The sequence below is a fragment of the Mesorhizobium sp. B3-1-8 genome (genome assembly GCF_006439495.1).
In the GTDB taxonomy this organism is placed as follows: Bacteria; Pseudomonadota; Alphaproteobacteria; order Rhizobiales; family Rhizobiaceae; genus Mesorhizobium.
This window is the reverse complement of the sequence record NZ_VFTK01000001.1, coordinates 34275-50392: the sequence shown is the minus strand read 5'-3', so window position 1 is coordinate 50392 and position 16118 is coordinate 34275. Positions and strand designations below refer to the sequence as shown.

14 protein-coding genes are annotated in these 16118 nt (G+C 63.7%); 7 read left to right on the top strand and 7 right to left on the bottom strand.

Features of this window, described 5'->3' with window-relative positions:
* Positions 1 to 217: 217 nt before the first annotated feature.
* Positions 218 to 1711 (bottom strand): PLP-dependent aminotransferase family protein, encoded by a 1494-nt coding sequence (locus FJ424_RS00245; protein ID WP_140647084.1) that lies wholly within the window; start codon positions 1709 to 1711, stop codon positions 218 to 220.
* A 403-nt stretch (positions 1712 to 2114) separates the two neighbouring features.
* Here FJ424_RS00245 and pgi point away from each other — a divergent pair, with 403 nt between their 5' ends.
* Positions 2115 to 3758, top strand: a complete 1644-nt coding sequence (gene pgi, locus FJ424_RS00240) for a glucose-6-phosphate isomerase (RefSeq protein WP_140658327.1) — start codon at positions 2115 to 2117, stop codon at positions 3756 to 3758.
* Positions 3759 to 3763: 5 nt separating this feature from the next.
* On the top strand, positions 3764 to 4489 hold the full coding sequence (locus FJ424_RS00235; RefSeq protein WP_140647086.1) for an HAD family hydrolase: 726 nt from the start codon (positions 3764 to 3766) through the stop codon (positions 4487 to 4489).
* Here the strand turns inward: FJ424_RS00235 and FJ424_RS00230 are convergent.
* From FJ424_RS00230 to FJ424_RS00220, 3 genes are all read right to left on the bottom strand, one after another.
* Positions 4486 to 5121, bottom strand: a complete 636-nt coding sequence (locus FJ424_RS00230) for a 50S ribosomal protein L11 methyltransferase (RefSeq protein ID WP_140658359.1) — start codon at positions 5119 to 5121, stop codon at positions 4486 to 4488. The two genes, FJ424_RS00235 and FJ424_RS00230, sit on opposite strands and share 4 nt — an antisense overlap.
* 71 nt (positions 5122 to 5192) lie before the next feature.
* Complete coding sequence (locus tag FJ424_RS00225; RefSeq protein ID WP_140658325.1) at positions 5193 to 7169, bottom strand: long-chain fatty acid--CoA ligase; 1977 nt, start codon at positions 7167 to 7169, stop codon at positions 5193 to 5195.
* 107 nt (positions 7170 to 7276) lie between these two features.
* Entirely contained in the window at positions 7277 to 7492 is a 216-nt protein-coding gene (locus FJ424_RS00220; protein WP_140658323.1) for a hypothetical protein, read from the bottom strand.
* 137 nt (positions 7493 to 7629) lie between these two features.
* Here FJ424_RS00220 and FJ424_RS00215 point away from each other — a divergent pair, with 137 nt between their 5' ends.
* The 5 genes from FJ424_RS00215 to FJ424_RS00195 are packed head-to-tail and all read left to right on the top strand — an operon-like array spanning position 7630 to position 12887.
* Positions 7630 to 9228 (top strand): ABC transporter substrate-binding protein, encoded by a 1599-nt coding sequence (locus FJ424_RS00215; RefSeq protein WP_140658321.1) that lies wholly within the window; start codon positions 7630 to 7632, stop codon positions 9226 to 9228.
* A 50-nt stretch (positions 9229 to 9278) separates the two neighbouring features.
* Positions 9279 to 10286: an ABC transporter permease subunit gene (locus FJ424_RS00210; protein ID WP_140658319.1), complete on the top strand. Its 1008-nt coding sequence runs from the start codon at positions 9279 to 9281 to the stop codon at positions 10284 to 10286.
* Positions 10287 to 11195, top strand: a complete 909-nt coding sequence (locus FJ424_RS00205) for an ABC transporter permease subunit (RefSeq protein WP_140647090.1) — start codon at positions 10287 to 10289, stop codon at positions 11193 to 11195.
* Positions 11195 to 12046, top strand: coding sequence for an ABC transporter ATP-binding protein (locus tag FJ424_RS00200; protein WP_140658317.1), 852 nt, complete (start codon positions 11195 to 11197; stop codon positions 12044 to 12046). The genes FJ424_RS00205 and FJ424_RS00200 overlap by 1 nt, the downstream gene beginning before the upstream one ends.
* Before the next feature lie 13 nt (positions 12047 to 12059).
* A complete protein-coding gene (locus FJ424_RS00195) occupies positions 12060 to 12887 on the top strand; it encodes a dipeptide ABC transporter ATP-binding protein (protein ID WP_140647092.1) in 828 nt (275 codons plus the stop codon).
* A 211-nt stretch (positions 12888 to 13098) separates the two neighbouring features.
* Here FJ424_RS00195 and FJ424_RS00190 read toward each other — a convergent pair whose 3' ends face one another.
* From FJ424_RS00190 to FJ424_RS00180, 3 genes are all read right to left on the bottom strand, one after another.
* Positions 13099 to 14388 carry a cysteine desulfurase-like protein gene (locus FJ424_RS00190; RefSeq protein ID WP_140658315.1) on the bottom strand — a complete coding sequence of 430 codons (1290 nt, stop codon included), beginning with the start codon at positions 14386 to 14388 and terminating at the stop codon, positions 13099 to 13101.
* A gap of 42 nt (positions 14389 to 14430) precedes the next feature.
* Complete coding sequence (locus tag FJ424_RS00185) at positions 14431 to 15105, bottom strand: amino acid ABC transporter permease (RefSeq protein ID WP_140658313.1); 675 nt, start codon at positions 15103 to 15105, stop codon at positions 14431 to 14433.
* 184 nt (positions 15106 to 15289) lie between these two features.
* Positions 15290 to 16087: an ABC transporter substrate-binding protein gene (locus tag FJ424_RS00180; protein WP_140658311.1), complete on the bottom strand. Its 798-nt coding sequence runs from the start codon at positions 16085 to 16087 to the stop codon at positions 15290 to 15292.
* Between the last annotated feature and the right edge of the window lie 31 nt (positions 16088 to 16118).

The following is a 16118-nucleotide window of genomic DNA, read 5'->3' as shown; positions in this document are numbered from 1 at the left end:
GAAGCACTCCACCTTTTGTCTTTATCTGCGAAGCTGACGCGGCGGTTGGTCCACCATCGGCCTGCCTCGTCCCCTTCTGGCCCCGACTATGCCGCCGGCATTGGTGCAGCCTATGAGCCAGCCAATCCCGTCGAATATGCCAGATTTCTAAAGCGATAAGGGCGCCCAAACAAAAAGGGCCGGCGCAGCGCCGGCCCTTTTTGGAAGTCTGTGGCGGTCAGGCGGCTGCGGGCCTGCGGCCGGCGGCGGTGGCGAGTTCGCGGATGCCCGGCTCGATATGCTGCAGCGAGATCGAGGAGATGCCCAAGCGCATGAAACGAGAGGGCTTTTCGCTGCGGTCGAAGAACCGGTCGCCGGGTTCGATGATGACGCTGCGCGACGCGGCGGCTTCGGCCAGGCCACGTGAATCGGTACCGCGCGGCCCTTCCAGCCAGAGCGATGTGCCGCCCGCCGAGTCGGTCGAGCGCCATTCTGGCAGGAAAGCGGAAATCGCATGGACCAGACGCTTGCGCCGTTCGTCGAAGGCGGTGGAAAGCCTGCGCACCAGCGCCTCGTGATGGCCGAGCGACAGGAACAGCGCAACGGCGCGCTGGTTGTTCGCCGGCGGGTGTCTGAGCATGAAGCGGCGCAGCGCGCGAAGCTCGGCGATCAGCCCGGCCGAGGCCACGATGTAGCCAAGCCTGAGACCCGGAGCCAGCGTCTTCGACATCGAGCCGACATAGATGACGCGGCCGGAGCGATCGAGGCTCTTCAGCGCCTGCTGCGGCGCCTCGTCGAGCAGTTGGCTGTCATAGCCGTCCTCGATGATGATCTGGTTGTTGCGGTTGGCGCGCGCCAGAAGGTCCTGCCGCCGCTCCGCCGACAATGGCACCATGGTCGGGCAGTGGTGGCTGGGCGTGACGAAGACGAAGCCGGAATCGCTGGGGATCGACGAGGTCACGATGCCCGACTGGTCGACCGGGACCGGCTGGATATCGGCGCCGGCCAGCCGGAAGATCGAGCGGGCATCGGGGTAGCCGGGGTCTTCCATCGCCACTTTCGAGCCCTTGGTCATCAAGAGCGTGGCCAACATATAGAGCGCGTTCTGCGCGCCCAGCGTCACGATGATCTCGTCCGGATTGGCAAAGATGCCGCGCCGCGGCAGAAGCCTGGCCTGGATCTGCTCGATCAGCAGCGGATCGTCGCGGTCCACCATGTCGGATGCCCAGTTGCGGATCTCCAGCACTGCCAGCGCCATGCGGTTGCACTCGCGCCATTCGGCGGTCGGAAACAGCGCCGGATCGAACTGGCCGTAGACGAACGGGTAGGAGGACTTGATCCAGTTGTCGTGCTTGGCCGGCGGCGGCATGTCGCTTGCGGCGATCTGCCGGCGCGCCTTCCAGTCGATCTCGTTCTGCTGGTCCGGCGCCTTCTGGTGCGGCTTGGCGGGAGTGGCCAGCACGTCCGGATTGACGAAATGGCCGCGCCGTTCGCGCGCGACCAGGAAGCCCTGGTCGACCAGCTGCTGGAAGGCGAGTACCACCGTGCCGCGGGCAACCCCAAGTTTTTCCGCGAGAATGCGGCAGGACGGCAGCGGCATCGAGGCGGCGATCTGTCGGTCAAGAATGGCCGCGACGATCGCCTGGCGGATCTGCGCCTGAAGGGTTTGGCCGGATTCAGCCGAAATCCGGAACAGGCCGGACCATATGGCCGTGTCATTGCGCTGTGGCATGGGAAATCTTCCTCGGATGGCCAGCTGTTTTCACTTGGCTGGACCAGTGGAGTGTATGGGTGGCATAAGGGGTTGCGCCAATCAATTTTTCTGATCGCTGGGATTTATGCCAGTGATCTATCAAGCGCGACGCGGAGCGTCGTCGCCAGGCGCGACGCGCAGCGTTGTCGTGGCACCACCCCAGGCGCGATGCGCAGCATCGTCGCCTCCCGATGCGCAGGATCGTCGCGGCGAAATTCCCGCCTCCTCACCGTCCAATATCACCCCTCATCAAAGCGTGACGAGGTGCGTCATCGCCACCGCTTGAACGAAATGGAAATCGGCTCGATAGAATGACGCGCCGACACGCGCCGGAAACATCCGGCCTGTTAAAATGGTTTAAAAACCCGCCAGGAGCCCGCCAGTGGATCAGTCAAGCTTCGACAAGCAGGTCGCCGCTCTGCGTGAGCAGCGCGCGGCGGCCAGGGGCACCATGCGCGAGGCCTTCGCCGCCGATCCCAAGCGCTTCGAGACATTCTCCGCCACCGATGGCGATCTTCTGCTCGACTGGTCGAAATGCGCGGTCGACGCAAGCACGATGACGATGCTGGAAAAGCTCGCGGGCGCGGCCGATCTCGCGGGGCGCCGCGCCGCGATGTTCGAAGGCAAGAAGATCAACATCACCGAGAATCGTGCCGTGCTGCACACCGCGCTGCGCAACCTGACCGGCAAGAGCGTGATCGTCGACGGTCAGGACACCAAGGCCGACGTGATTGCCGTGCTCGACGCCATGGGCGCCTTTGCCGACGCCATCCGCTCCGGCAAGGCGGCCGGCGCCACCGGCAAGAAGATCACCGACATCGTCAACATCGGCATCGGCGGCTCGGACCTCGGCCCGGCGATGGTGACGCTGGCGCTAGCGCCCTACCATGATGGGCCGCGCGCGCATTACGTCTCCAATGTCGACGGCGCCCATATCCATGACACGCTGAAGGGCCTGTCTCCCGAAACGACTTTGTTCATCATCGCCTCCAAGACCTTCACCACGGTCGAGACGATGACGAATGCGCAGACGGCGCGCGATTGGGTGCAGAAGGCGCTTGGCAAGGAAGCGGTCGGCAAGCATTTCGCCGCCGTCTCGACCGCGCTCGACCTCGTGGCGAAGTTCGGCATCGAGCAGGACCGCGTCTTCGGCTTCTGGGACTGGGTCGGCGGCCGCTATTCGGTCTGGAGCGCCATCGGCCTGCCGGTGATGATTTCCGTCGGCCCGCGCAATTTCCGCGCTTTCCTCGATGGCGCGCATGAGATGGACGAGCATTTCCGCACCGCGCCGATGCAAAAGAACCTGCCGGTGCTTTTGGGGCTCATCGGCTGGTGGCATCGCGTCGTCTGCAAATATCCGGCCCGTGCCGTCATTCCTTACGACCAGCGCCTGTCGCGCCTGCCGGCCTATCTGCAGCAGCTCGACATGGAATCGAACGGCAAGAGCGTCACGCTGGACGGCACCGCGGTCGCCACGCCGACCGGTCCGCTTGTCTGGGGCGAGCCCGGCACCAACGGCCAGCATGCCTTCTTCCAGCTCCTGCATCAGGGCACCGACTTCATCCCGGTCGAGTTCCTCGCCGCCGCCGTCGGTCACGAGCCTGAACTGAAGCACCAGCACGATCTGCTGCTCGCCAACTGCCTGGCGCAGTCGGAAGCCTTCATGAAGGGGCGAACACTGGAAGAGGCGCGCGCGCAGATGCTGTCCAAGGGCATGAAGCAGGCCGACGTCGATCGCATCGCGCCGCACCGCGTCTTCTCGGGCGATCGCCCTTCGCTGACCATTCTCTATAGAAAGCTCGATCCGCGCACGCTGGGTCGGGTCATCGCGCTTTACGAGCATCGCGTCTTCGTCGAGGGCACGCTGTTCAACATCAATTCCTTCGACCAATGGGGTGTTGAGTTGGGCAAGGAATTGGCGACCGGCCTGCTGCCTGTCGTGGAGGGTAAGGAGACTGCCGCAAAGCGCGACGCCTCGACTGCCGGACTGGTGGGACATATCCACCAATTGCGTGGCGCGGAGTAAAAGGATTGGCGGATATCAAGGGAATATTGTTCGACAAGGACGGCACGCTTGTCGACTTCAACACAACCTGGCTCGGCGTCGCCGACTTCATGGCGATGGATGCCGCCGAGGGCGACCGCTGGAAAGCGGATAGGTTGCTTGCCGCCGCCGGCTTCGACTTCGTCACGAAACGCTTCAAGCCCGATTCGATCTTCGCTTCCGGTTCGAACATGGACGTCGTCGAGCTCTGGTTCCCGCGTCTGTCCGAGGAGGACCAGATGCACGCCGTTTCCCGCTTCAACGAGATCACTTCGGTGCAGGGGTCGGCCATGGCGGTCGCGCTGCCGGGCGTCATCGACTCGCTGCGGACACTGCACAAACGATCCTATCGGATGGGCGTTGCCACCAACGATTCGACCAGCGGCGCCGAAAGGACGCTCGCTACGCTGGGCATCGCGCAGCTCTTCGATGCTGCCTTCGGCTACGACGCCGTTGCCAATTCCAAGCCGGCGCCCGACACGGTCGTCGCTTTCTGCGACCTGACCGGGCTAAAACCGGGCGAGATCGCCATGGTCGGCGACAACCGCCATGACCTCGAAATGGCGCGCGCCGGCGGCTGCGGCCTGGCGGTGGGCGTTCTCTCCGGCACCGGCACGCGCGACTCGCTGGCGCCGATGGCGGACGTCGTTCTGGATTCGGTTGCCGACCTGCCTGATTTCCTGGCCGCGCGGGTGAACGTTCCGGCGGGCTAACCACGTTCCGCCACGAAAGCGAACACGGCGCTGGGCTTGGGCTCGCTGCCGCCGTTTCCGCCGACATCCGGCACCTGGTATTCGCCGAGCAGGCAAAGCCGTGGCCTGGGCAGCCAGGCGCGGCCGGGGTCGCCGACCAGCACGTCGATGCCGGCGGCGAGGCAGCGGTCGAGGAACGGCATCATCCGCTGCCCCACGTCCTGCGCGTAGAAGACGTCGCCCGCCAGCACCAGCTCGACCGCCGGCGGCGGACCGGTGGTAATGTCCTTGCCGACGATCTCGATGGCGACGCCATTTGCTTGCGCGTTGAGGCCGAGCGCCACAGCGCCGTTGCGGTCTATCTCTGCCGCGATCACCGCGCGCGCTCCGGCCTTTGCCGCCGCGATGCCGACCAGCCCCGAGCCGGCGCCGAGGTCGAGCACCCGTTTGCCGGCGACGATCGACGGACGGTCGAGGATATAGCGGGCCAGCACCGCGCCACCGGCCCAGGCATAGGCCCAATAGGGTGGCTGTGGCTCGGTCGCGTTTCCGTCGCTGTCGTCGTCCGGTTCGAGCAGCCGCCGCAGTCCGCTGCCGGGATGCGCCTGATGGAGCTGGACCTCCGGCACTGACGGCACCGGCGCCAGCCGCATGTTCGCCTTGATGAATTCCGCCGGATCGAGCCGCTCGCCTCGCTCACGTGTCTTGCCGGCGGAGTGATCGCTCAAGCCTGGTCCCGCAGCGCCCGCCGCAGGATCTTGCCGACCGGCGTCTTCGGCAGCTCGGTGCGGAACTCGATGAATCTCGGCCGCTTGTAGCCGGTCAGGTTCTCGCGGCAATAGGCCATCAGCGCCTCGACGGTGAGCGCTGGGTCCTTCTTCACCACGAACAATTTAGGCACTTCACCGGAATGCTCGTCCGGCACGCCGATCGCCGCCACTTCGAGCACGCCCGGGTGATGCGCCACCACCTCTTCCAGTTCGTTGGGATAGACGTTGAAGCCGGAGACCAGGATCATGTCCTTCTTGCGGTCGACGATCTTGGTGTAGCCGCGCTCGTCCATGAAGCCCATGTCGCCGGATTTGAAGAAGCCGTCCTTGGTCATCACCTTGGCGGTCTCGTCGGGCCGGTTCCAGTAGCTGGCCATCACCTGCGGGCCGCGGATGCAGATCTCGCCCACTTCGCCGAGCGGCACGTTGTTGCCGTCGTCGTCGCGGATGGCGATTTCGGTCGAAGGCAGCGGCAGGCCGATCGTGCCGGTGAAGTCGCTGGAGCTGAACTTGTTGGCGGTCGCCACCGGCGAGGTTTCGGACAGACCGTAGCCTTCGCTTACCGGGCAGCCGGTCAGCGCCTTCCAGCGTTCGGCGACGCCCTTCTGCACCGCCATGCCGCCGCCCAGCGTCAGGATCAGCGGCTTGAAGTCGAGCTTGCGGAACTCCTCATTGTTGAGCAGCGCGTTGAACAACGTGTTGAGGCCGGGAAAGATGTGCATCGGGTATTTCGCCAGTTCCTTGACGAAGCCCGGAATGTCGCGCGGGTTGGGGATCAGCACGTTTTGCGCGCCCTGCTGCATGCCCATCAGCGCGTTCACCGTCAGCGCGAAGATGTGATAGAGCGGCAGCGCGCAGATGAAGTTGAGATGCGCCGGCTTGGGCTTCACCGTATAGGCGTCCTCCACCCAAAGCGAATTCTGCGCGACGTTCGAAAGCACGTTGCGATGCAGCAGCACAGCGCCCTTCGAGACGCCGGTGGTGCCGCCCGTATATTGCAGGAAGGCGATGTCGTCGCCTGAGACCGTGGGCGGCTTGAAGGCGATGGTCGCGCCGGTCTTGAGCACGGCGTTGAATTTGACATGGCCGGGCAGCGACCATGCCGGAACCATCTTCTTCACCCGCCGCACGACGAGGTTGACGATGGCGCCCTTGAGGCCGCCCAGCATGTCGCCCATCGCCGCGACGATGACATGCTTGACCGGCGTCCTGGCGATCACCGCCTGCAGCGTGCCGGCGAAGTTTTCGAGGATGACGATCGCCTGCGCGCCGGAATCCTTCAACTGATGCTCCAGCTCGCGCGGCGTGTAGAGCGGATTGACGTTCACCACCGTGTAGCCGGCGCGCAGGACGGCCATCATCGCCACCGGATATTGCAGCACGTTCGGCATCATCAGCGCCACGCGCGCGCCCTTCTCCAGGCCTCTCGCCTGCAGGTAGGCGCCGAACGCGGCCGACAGCCGCTCGAGCTCGGCGTAGGTCATCGACTTGCCCATGCACACGAAGGCCGGCTGCCCACCGAATTGCTTGCAGGCGCCGACCAGGAAGTCGCCGATGGACTTGTAGGGCAGGGCGCCGATCTCGGCCGGCATGTTCTTCGGATAGCTTTTCAGCCATGGCTTTTCCGGCAGGCCGACAGTGAGCTCGGTGATCGCTTTCGGCAGGCCTTTCGAGGCAGGTCTGGCGGTGGTCGGCTTGGCGGCCTCCGCTTTTGCGGTTGCCGGCTTGTCCACTTTCGCGGCTGCCGGCTTGGACTTTGCCGCTGCGGGTTTGGCGGTGGCTGGTTTCGCGGCGGACTTGGCGGGCGCAGGCTTTGCTGCCGCCTTTGTCTTCGGCGTGGCTGCGGTCTTCATAGCCTTGGGCGCATCGCTTCCGGCGGCGGCCTTGGCCCTTGCTTTCGCCGCGGCTGTCGTCTTGGCTGCTCTTGCCACCTGTCTCTCCCTGTCGCCTTCTATCCGGGCGCCCGCCTCCAAACGAAGCGTCCTCCTCGCCGGTTGCGGATTTTCCGGAAATCCCGCCCATCGTCTATGTATTGCCTCTATCGGCGACCGTGCAAGCCTTGCCCCAGCGGCAATGCGGGGAAAGATTTGCCGTCGAAACGCTGTGCTTCGATCGCCTTCCGCATCGTGCTTGGACGGAGGGCAATTCCGGGCAGCCATGCCTGACGCCGCCATTTCGAAAGGCGGCCGATCAATAAAAAATCGCCATCGTTAATAATGTCGTGAGCAGAAAAAATTGCTAACTTTTTCTGCATTTGGAGCAAAAGCTAGATTCTTTTCCCGCTTCCCATGGGGTACGCAAACGAGGTGTTCCAAAGGCGAAGAAACGGTGCTTATATGCGCCCTTCGCGAGCCTGATAGAGGGGCTTGAGAGAACATCAGGGAGTGCTCAATGAAAAAGACAATGACTTTTGCAGCCGCGTTGCTGGCTGCAAGCGTCCTCAGCGGCATGGCCAGTGCTAAGACGCTCGTTTATTGCTCGGAAGCGTCGCCGGCCAATTTCGATCCGGGTACGACGACCGGCGGTAACGACTTCGACGCGTCTTCGCGCACCGTCTATTCGCGACTGGTCGAATTCAAGCATGGTGGCACCGAGATCGAGCCCGGTCTGGCCGACAAGTGGGAAATTTCCGACGATGGCCTGGTCTATACTTTCCATCTGCATCCGGGTGTGAAGTTCCAGACCACCGACTATTTCAAGCCGACGCGCGACCTCAACGCCGACGACGTCGTCTTCTCCTTCGATCGCCAGTTCAACAAGGAGAATCCGTGGAACGGCGACAAGTATCTGCCGAACCTCACCTGGGACTATTACACCGGCATGGACATGCCGAAATACGTCGCCAAGTGGGAGAAGGTCGATGACCTCACCGTCAAGCTGACGCTGACCGAGCCGAACGCGCCGATGCTGGCCAATCTCGGCATGGACTTCGCCTCGATCGTGTCGAAGGAATATGCCGACCAGTTGCAGAAGGACGGCAAGATGGCCGACTTCTCGACCAAGCCGATCGGCACCGGTCCGTTCCAGTTCGTCGACTACCAGCTGGATTCGGTCATCCGCTATGCGGCCAATCCCGACTACTTCAAGGGCAAGGAAAAGATCGACGATCTCGTCTTCGCCATCACGCCTGACGCGACCGCCCGCATCCAGAAGGTGCTGGCTGGCGAATGCGACATCGCGCCCTATCCGAACCCGGCCGACATCGCCACCATCAAGGCCAACAAGGACGTGACCCTGATGGATCAGGCCGGCCTGAACATCGGCTATATGAGCTACAACACCACGATCCCGCCGCTCGACAAACCGGAAGTGCGTCATGCGCTCAACCAGGCGATCGACCGGGAAGCCCTGATCAAGTCGCTGTTCCAGGACGCCGGCGCCACCCCGGCCGAGAACCTCATCCCGCCGACCATGTGGTCGTGGGACAAGGACGTGAAGACCGACGCCTACAATCCGGATGAGGCCAAGAAGGTGCTTGAGGCTGCCGGGCTGAAGGAAATCCAGCTCTGGGCTGCCGACCGCGTTCGTCCCTACAACCCGAACTTCCAGCGCGCGGCCGAGCTGATCCAGGCCGACTGGGCCAAGGTCGGCGTCAAGGCGAACATCGTCAACTACGAGTGGACGAAGTATCGCGAGGAAGGCAAGAAGAAGGACCGTCCCGGCGCCTTCCAGATCGGCTGGACCGGCGACAATGGCGATCCGGACAACTTCTTCGCCACTCTCTTCGCCTGCTCCGCCATCGGCGTGTCGAACTACTCCAGCTGGTGCGACAAGGACTTCGAGGACTTGATCCAGAAGGCCAAGAAGACCAGCGACCAGGCCGAGCGCACCAAGCTCTATGAGCAGGCGCAGGTGATCTTCGCCAAGGAAGCGCCCGCCTTCCTGCTGGCGCACAGCCAGGTCTATTCGGTCGTTCGCAACAACGTCACCGGCTACAAGATGGACCCGCTCGGCATTCACCGCTTCGACGGCGTTGACAAAGCCGAATAAGATTGCGAACGGGGCGGCGTAAACTTTAGCGCCGCCCCATTCCATTCAAGATGCTCCGATATCTTCTCAACAAAATCGCCCTTCTGATCCCGACCCTTGTCGGCATCACCATCTGCGCCTTCGCGTTCGTGCGGCTGCTGCCCGGCGACCCGATCCTCGCCATGGCCGGCGAGCATGGCGTCGCGCCGGCGCGCTATGAAGAGCTGAAGCAACAGTTCGGCTACAATCTGCCGATTTGGGAGCAATACGCACGCTATGTCGGTGAGGTCGCCACCGGCGATTTCGGCGTCTCCATTTCGTCCAAGCGTCCGGTGCTCGAGGAGTTCAAGACACTCTTCCCGGCGACGCTGGAGCTGTCCTTCTTCGCCATGATCTTCGCCATGGTCCTCGGCATCCCGGCCGGCATCTTTGCCGCCGTCAAACGCGGCTCCTGGTTCGACCAGTCGCTGATGGGCACGGCGCTTGTCGGCTATTCCATGCCGATCTTCTGGTGGGGCCTACTGCTCATCATCTTCTTTTCCGGCTATCTCGGCTGGACGCCGGTCTCGGGCCGCATCGGCCTGCAGTTCTTCTTCAAGCCGATCACCGGCTTCATGACGATGGACACCTTGCTCTACGGCAAATGGGACGCCTTCCGCTCGGCGCTCAGCCATCTCGTCCTGCCGGCGATCGTGCTCGGCACCATTCCGCTGGCGGTGATCGCGCGCCAGACGCGCTCGGCCATGCTGGAAGTGCTGGGCGAAGACTATGTCCGCACCGCGCGCGCCAAGGGCCTTTCGGCGGGCCGCGTCATCGGCGTGCATGCGCTGCGCAACGCGCTCATCCCGGTCGTCACCACCATCGGCCTGCAGGTCGGCACGCTGCTCGCCGGCGCCATCCTCACCGAAACCATCTTCGCCTGGCCGGGCATCGGCAAGTGGATGGTCGATTCCATCTTCAAGCGCGACTATGTCGTCGTGCAATCGGGTCTGCTGTTGATCGCCCTCATCGTCATGGCGGTGAACCTCATCGTCGATGTGCTCTACGCCGTCATAAACCCACGCATCAGGGCGGCATAAATGAGCCAGACCGAAATCGCCCCGATGGCCGCCGGCAGCCCGGATCGCCTCACCGGCCTCAAGACCTTCTGGCACTATTTCTCGGTCAACCGCGGCGCCGTCATCGGCCTGTTCGTCTTCATCCTGTTGGTGCTGGCTGCCCTCTTCGCGCCGCTGCTCGCGCCCTATGCGCCCGACGTGCAGGACAAGACCGCGTTCCTGCGGCCTCCGGCCTGGCAGGATGGCGGCTCGACGCAATATCTGCTCGGCACCGACCCGGTCGGCCGCGACATCCTCTCGCGCCTGCTTTACGGCGCGCGCTTCTCGCTGCTGATCGGCGCGGTGGTGGTCACGCTGGCTCTCACCGGCGGCATCACGCTCGGTCTGCTGGCGGGCTATTTCCGCGGCTGGGTCGACGTCGCGATCATGCGCGTCATGGACCTGATCCTGGCCTTCCCGTCGCTGCTCTTGGCGCTGGTGCTGGTCACCATCCTCGGCCCCGGCCTGTTCAACGCCATGCTGGCGATCGCGCTCGTCCTGCAGCCGCATTTCGCCCGCCTGGTGCGCGCCGCCGTGATGGCCGAGAAGAGCCGCGAATATGTTGTTGCGGCCAAGGTCGCCGGCGCCGGACATATCAGGCTGATGCTTGCCACCATCCTGCCCAACTGCCTGGCGCCGTTGATCGTCCAGGGCACGCTGTCCTTCTCCAACGCCATCCTGGAAGCCGCAGCGCTCGGCTTCCTCGGCCTCGGCGCCCAGCCGCCGACGCCGGAATGGGGAACCATGCTTGCCTCGGCGCGTGAATTCATCCTGCGCGCCTGGTGGGTGGTGACCTTCCCCGGTCTCGCGATCCTCATCACCGTGCTTGCCATCAACCTGGTCGGCGACGGCCTGCGCGATGCCCTCGATCCCAAGCTCAGGAGGTCGTGATGGCGCTGCTCGACATCCAGAACCTCGTCGTCGAATTCCAGACCGCGTCCGGCCCGTTCCGCGCCGTCGACGGCGTCTCGCTCCATGTCGACGAGCGCGAGGTGCTCGCCATCGTCGGCGAGTCCGGCTCCGGCAAGTCGGTGTCGATGCTGGCCGTCATGGGCCTGTTGCCTTGGACCGCCACCGTCACCGCCGACCGTATGACCTTCAACGGCCGCGATATGTTGAAAATGAGCCCGACCGATCGCCGCAAGATCATCGGCAAGGATATTGCCATGATTTTCCAGGAGCCGATCGCCAGCCTCAATCCCTGCTTCACCGTCGGCTTCCAGATCGAGGAAGTACTGCGCTTCCACATGGGCATGGACAAGGCCCAGCGCCGGGCGCGCGCCATCGAGCTTTTCAAGCAGGTCGGCATTCCGGAACCGGAGGAGCGGCTCAATTCCTTCCCGCACCAGATGTCGGGCGGCCAGTGCCAGCGCGTCATGATCGCCATGGCGATCGCCTGCAACCCGAAGCTTTTGATCGCCGACGAGCCGACCACCGCGCTCGACGTCACCATCCAGAAGCAGATCCTCGATCTGTTGGTCTCGCTGCAGGCCAAATACGGCATGGGACTGATCATGATCACCCACAATATGGGCGTGGTGGCCGAGACCGCCGACCGCGTCATCGTCCAGTACAAGGGCCGCAAGATGGAAGAGGCCGACGTGCTGTCGCTCTTTGAATCGCCTAAGAGCAACTACACCCGCGCGCTGCTCTCGGCGCTGCCGGAGAACGCCGTCGGCGACCGGCTGCCGACCGTCTCCGACATGCTGTTCGAGCCGGCGCCCCAGGGAGCTAGTACATGACCGGAGCCGGCGCATGACCAAGGTCGTCGAAGGCAAGGACATCAAGCGCGACTACCATGTCGGCGGCGGCCTGTTCCGCGGCGCGCGCACCGTGCACGCGGTCAAGGGCGTGTCCTTTAGCGTCGAGAAGGGCAAGACGCTTGCCATCGTCGGCGAGAGCGGCTGCGGCAAGTCCACGCTGGCCCGCATCATCACGCTGATCGATCCGGCCACCTCCGGAGAACTCTTCATCGACGGCAACAAGGTCGACATCGCCAGGGACGGCTTGTCGAAGGAAATGCGCCGCAAGGTGCAGATCGTCTTCCAGAATCCTTATGGTTCGCTCAACCCGCGCCAGAAGATCGGCGACGTGCTCGGCGAGCCGCTCTTGATCAACACCGACAAGCCGGCCGAAGAGCGCCGCGACCTGGCGATGAAGATGCTGAAGAAGGTCGGCCTCGGACCGGAGCATTACAACCGCTACCCGCACATGTTCTCCGGCGGCCAGCGCCAGCGCATCGCCATTGCCCGCGCGCTGATGCTGAATCCGAGCTTGCTGGTGCTGGACGAGCCGGTCTCGGCGCTCGACCTTTCGGTGCAGGCGCAGGTGCTCAACCTGCTCGCCGATCTGCAGGACGAGTTCCAGCTCACCTATGTCTTCATCAGCCACGACCTCTCGGTGGTGCGCTACATCGCCGACGACGTGATGGTGATGTATTTCGGTGAAGCGGTCGAATACGGTCCGCGCGACGAGGTCTTCTCCGACCCCAAGCACGCCTACACCAAGACGCTGTTCGCCGCGACGCCGCGCGCCGACATCGCGAGCATCAAGGCCAGGCTGGCGAAGAAGAAGGCGGCGTAAGCCTCGCAGGTCGTCATTCTAGGGCGGAGCGCTGCGAAGCAGCGCGCAGACCCTGGAATCCATGCCGTTACCTAGATGGCGAGCGCGGCGGAGCAGAATTCTGCACCGTTGCGGCGCTCGCGTGTCACGGAATGGATCCTCGGGTCTGCGCCGCGTCGCTTCGCTCCTTGCTTCGCCCGTGGATGACGACGCCGAGCTAATTGCGCTCCGCCTACGACAACTTCGCAATAATCGCCCGCAGCGCCTCGCCGAATTTGTGCACTTCCTCCACCGTGTTGTAGTGCACCAGCGAGGCGCGGATGGCGCCGCTGTCCATCGACAAATTGAGCCGCTTCATCAGCCGCGGCGCGTACATGTGGCCGTCGCGGATGCCGATCTGCATGGCCGCCATTTCCTCGACGATCCGCTGCGGTGACAGCTTGCCGATGTTGAAGCAGAAGGTCGGCACCCGTTCGTTGAGGCGGGCTTCGTCGGCAACCCCGTAGATGGTGGCGTTGCAGCTTTTCAGCACTTTCAGCATCTCGCGCGCCAGCATCAGCTCGTAGTCGCGGATGGCGTTCATGCCGGCGACGATGTTGTCGCGGCGCGAGCGGTTGTTTTCGGGCAGGAAGTTGCGGCCGATCGATTCCAGATAGCGCACCGCCGCGTCCATGCCCGACACATTCTCGTAGATGAAGGTGCCGGCCTCGACCTTGTAGGGCGGCTCGTCGGGGATGAAATCCTCGCGGAACGTCGGCAACCGCTTCAGCGTTTCGAAGCGGCCCCACAGGAAACCCATATGCGGCGAGAAATTCTTGTAGCCGGAGCAGACGAGATAGTCGCAGCCCCAGGCCTGCACGTCCATCAGTCCGTGCGGCCCGTAATGCACGCAGTCGAGGAACACTTCGGCGCCTGCCGCATGCGCGATCCTGGCCACCGAGGCGACGTCGACGATCGAGCCGATCGAATGCGCCGTCACCGTGCAGGCGACGAGGCGCGTGCGCTCCGACACCAGCGGCTTGAGATCGTCGACATGCAGATTGCCGTCCTCGCGCATGCGCCACCATTTGAACTTGGCGCCGGCGGATTCCAGTGCCAGCCATGTGGCGATGTTGGCGTCATGGTCCATGTCGGTGACGACGATCTCGTCGCGTCCCCCAACCGCGTCATTGGAAAGCATCTGGCCGATGCCGAGGCTGACCAGGCGGATGAACGATGTGGCGTTCATGCCGAAGCAGATTTCGGACGGGCTGTAGGCATTGATGAGCAGCGCGACGCTTGTCCGCGCCTCGGCCACCGACTGGTCGACGGTGACGCTGCGGCCATAGCGGCCGCCGCGCTGCACATTGTGCGACACCAGATGGTTGGTCACCGCGTCGAGCACGCTTTGCGGGATCTGCGCGCCGGCGGCGTTGTCCATGAAGATGAAGTCGCCGGCACGCTGCAGCGCCGGGAACATCGCCCGAATCTTTTCGACGGGGAACGCGGCGGCGTTCGCATTGTCTGTCTGATGCTTGTTCACGGGTAAGCTCCTGCGAAGGACTTGGATGGGGACTGGTTGGCGTCAGCGCGTCTTCTCTGTCTGGAAGCGGCGCTCGAGCAGGCTGACGAGGCGAACCATCGGCCAGAGGAAGATCAGGTAGACCAGCGCCGCGCCGATCAGCGGCGACGGGTTCGCGTAGAGCGACTGCGCATTGGTCGCTTCCTTCAAGAGTTCCGGCAGCGCCACGGTCGAGGCGAGCGAGGTGTCCTTGAACATCGAGACGCAGTTGCTGGTCATCGGCGGGATGACCACACGGATGGCCTGCGGCAGCACCACTTTGCGCAGAGTGAGCATGAATGGCAGGCCGAGCGCCTGCGCCGCCTCGAACTGGCCCTTAGGAATGCTCTCGATGCCGGAGCGGAACACTTCGGCCGAATAGGCCGACATGATGATGGCGAATGCCGTCACGGCGGACGCCCAGGACGACAGGCGGATGCTGAGGAAAGGCAGCGCGTAATAGATCAGGATCAGCACGACCAGCACCGGCAAGGCGCGGAAGATGTCGGTGTAGCCGATGGCGAGCCAGCGCAGCGGTTTTGGCGCGTAGAGCCGCACCAGGCTGATCGCCAGCCCCATGACGATGCCGATGACGATGCTCATAATTCCGAGCAGCAGCGTGTTGAGGAAGCCGCGCAGCAGCGCCGGCAGGCTCGACGCGATGACGTCGGGATTGAAGAAGGTGTCGATCAGCGACATGGGGTGTTCCCGAACCGTGTCAGAGCAATTCCAGGAACGTGTGAAACGGTATTCCGTCCGGAATTGCGTAAAAACGAGGGTAGAGGCCCGAAACATCAGATCAGGTCCGCCCTGGGTTCCGGGAGAAAGGAAACGAGCCGTGCGGGCCTCGAAAGCCGACACGGCTCGTTTTTCGTCAGTCCGCTCAGGCCTTGGGCAGCGGCATTTCCTTGACCGTCGAGGAGTCCGCCGGCGCATCGGTGCCGAACCACTTCTTGTGGATGGCGGCCAGCGTGCCGTCCTTCTTCATCGCCGTCAGGGCGTCATTCAGCTTGCCGAGCAGCGGATGGTCCTTGGTCATCATCAACCCGTACTGTTCGCCGGTCTTGATGCGCTGCTTGACCACGAGGTCCTTCATCTTCTGGAAGGAGTACTGCATGCCGGGGACGTCGCTGACGGCAGCGTCGACGCGGCCGGCGCTGAGGTCGAGCAGAAGGTTCTGCTGCGTGTCGTAGCCTTTCACGTCGCTGAAGCCGTCGGCTGCCTGGTGGTCCTTGACCCAGGTCTCGCCGGTCGAGCCGGACAGCACGCCGACGACCTTGCCCTTGAGGTCTGCCTCGGCGCTGATCGCGCTGTCGGTCTTGGTGGCGATGCCCATGTCGGAATCATAATAGGGCTGCGTGAAGGACTGCGACTTCAGCCGCTCGGCCGTGATGGTGATCGAGGAGATGGCGACGTCGATGCGCTTGGAGGTGGTGGCGGCGAACAGCGCCTGGAAGCCGAGATCGGCGATGTCGGTGGTCATGCCGATGCGCTTGGCCGCTTCGTTGACGATGTCGACCTCGAAGCCTTCGAAAGTGCCGCTCTCGTTCTTGTATTCGAAGGGCGGGTTGGTCGGGTAGGCGCCGACATTGAGCACATCGGCGGCATAAGCGGTAGCGGGGCCGGCGGCGATGCCGATGGCGGCGGCCAGAACAAGCAGGTTGCGACGCGTAAAGCTCATTTGGTTTCCCTCTGGGTCTTCCCTCTGGTTG